Source organism: Pseudonocardia hispaniensis (assembly GCF_042658695.1).
In the GTDB taxonomy this organism is placed as follows: domain Bacteria; phylum Actinomycetota; class Actinomycetes; order Mycobacteriales; family Pseudonocardiaceae; genus Pseudonocardia; species Pseudonocardia hispaniensis.
This window is the reverse complement of sequence record NZ_JBHSQW010000037.1, coordinates 1-601: the sequence shown is the minus strand read 5'-3', so window position 1 is coordinate 601 and position 601 is coordinate 1. Positions and strand designations below refer to the sequence as shown.

The window sequence follows — 601 nt, the reverse complement described above, 5'->3', positions numbered from 1 at the left end:
TCCGGTCCGGATGCTCGTTGATCACTTGCTCGATGCGGACCAGCTTGGCCTCGCGGTCCGGGTCGGGCGACTCCTTCCAGGTCTTGGTCCGCTGAAAGGTGATCGCGTGGTCGGCCAGCAGCCGGCGCGCCCGTTCCCGGCCGATACGGACCACTCGGCGCGGGTTGTCGGCCAGATAGCCGATCAGCTTGCGCACGCTCCAGTGGGTGAACGGACAGCCGAGCCTTTCCGGGCGGCTCCGGGCCGTCTCGACGAGGAACGCCTCGTCCTCAGCGCTGATCTGGCGGGGACGGCCACCCGCCCAGCGAGGGTCCAGTGCCTTCATCCCGAGTTCGTTGAACCGGTGGATCACCTCCCGCACGGTGTCCTCGTCCGCGGCGACCAGCCGGGCGATAACCGGCACGCTGTTGCCGCCGGCCGAGGCCAGCACCACCATCGCCCGGCGGTAGCGGATCACACTCGTTGTCGTCTTCGGCTCGCCGCGGCGGACCAGCCGCTGAAGCCGCTGGCCCTCCTCGTCGGAGAGCCGCCTGACTCTCACCCGTTCAGCCATGCCCACCAGCATCGGCTTCACCGGCAACGTTTGTGGTCACGGCACTAG

At 68.9% G+C, this 601-nt stretch carries 1 protein-coding gene; it reads right to left on the bottom strand.

Going from position 1 to position 601, the window contains the following annotated elements; all coding sequences use genetic code 11:
• The coding region (locus ACFQE5_RS19025; RefSeq protein WP_379586873.1) for a helix-turn-helix domain-containing protein at positions 1 to 553 on the bottom strand (553 nt) is incomplete at its 3' end.
• Positions 554 to 601 lie beyond the last annotated feature (48 nt).